Source organism: Arthrobacter sp. HMWF013, from assembly GCF_003061105.1.
Taxonomy (GTDB): domain Bacteria; phylum Actinomycetota; class Actinomycetes; order Actinomycetales; family Micrococcaceae; genus Arthrobacter.
The window spans coordinates 1-1,218 of the sequence record NZ_QAIQ01000258.1; the positions used below are offsets into that span (position 1 = coordinate 1).

The following is a 1,218-nucleotide window of genomic DNA, read 5'->3' on the forward strand; positions in this document are numbered from 1 at the left end:
CCCTGCAGATGTACCTGCGCCAGGTCACCGCCTCCTCCGATCTCCTCGGAACCGGGAACGTTGACCCGAACTACATCCCGCCCGAGCAGGGCATCAAGTTCGCCGTGATCGTGGTGGCCACCCTGCCCATCCTGATCTTCTACCCCTTCCTGCAGAAGCACTTCGCAAAGGGCATGCTCATCGGCTCCGTCAAGGGCTGACCGCTCACCGCCGCAGCCGCCGTCGCGCCTGACGCCGCAGCCGCCGTCGCGCCTGAAGAGGTGCCCCGACCAACAGAAAGCAGACCATGAAAATCCTGCTCGCCGGAGATTCCACCGTGGCGAACTGTCCCACACACGAATACCCTATGAGTGGCTGGGGTTCGCAGCTGCCCCGGCATGTGTTCGCCTGGGCGGCCGTGCACAACTTCGCCAAAGGCGGCGCCAGTACCGAGTCCTTCCGCGAGGAGGGTCTGTGGGCGCGGCTGCTGGAAACTGCCGAAGCCGGCGATCTCGTCCTGATCCAGTTCGGGCACAATGACCAGAAAAAGGCGCACCTCGCGGCCAGAACCGGTTACGCTGCCAACCTGCGCGCCATGGTGGAAGAGGTCCGTGCCCGGGGCGCCGTGCCGGTGCTGTGCACCTCGGTGGAGCGCCGGCACTTCCTCGACGGCGTGGGCACCCACGCTGTCCTTGAGGACAGCCTGGAAGATTACCCCGAGGTGGTCCGGGAGATCGGGCTCGAGCTGAAGCTGCCCGTCGTCGACCTTAACTCCTGGACCCGCACGCTGTACGTGGAGCTGGGTGTTGAGGAGTCGAAGTCCCTGTTCTGCCATTTCGGCCCGGGCGGGCACGCCTTGTGGCTGGACGGTCTGGCGGACAACACCCATTTTTCCCAGCATGGTGCCTCGCTTGTGGCGGCCGAGGTCGCCGCCCGGCTGGCCCGGCTCGGCTACGGCTCCGGCTCCCCCTCCAGCTCCAAGCAACGCGGGGTCACATCAGGCCCGATAAAGGGCGAAGATTGGGCCGGGAGTGACCCCGCGTTGCAGTTAAGAACGACGGCGGGACGGACGACGGCGGTGCGGGGCTAGGTGGGCGCGGCGCACGTGGGCGCGGGGCATGCCGGCGGCGGGCTGCTGTACAGCAATCCGCTCGCCGGCCCGGCGGATGTGGCGGACTGGGTGCCCGAGGGGCCGCTGAGCCTGGGCAGTCACGGCGGCGCGCTTGCGTTGTCCAGCTC

The 1,218-nt window shown here is 67.6% G+C and carries 1 protein-coding gene and 1 pseudogene; both read left to right on the forward strand.

Annotated features, from left to right (window positions below; genetic code table 11):
• Positions 1 to 200, forward strand: a pseudogene (locus DBR22_RS10325) (ABC transporter permease); the annotation flags it as partial.
• A gap of 86 nt (positions 201 to 286) precedes the next feature.
• Positions 287 to 1,069, forward strand: coding sequence for a rhamnogalacturonan acetylesterase (locus DBR22_RS10330; RefSeq protein ID WP_108598944.1), 783 nt, complete (start codon positions 287 to 289; stop codon positions 1,067 to 1,069).
• The last annotated feature ends 149 nt before the right edge of the window (positions 1,070 to 1,218 follow it).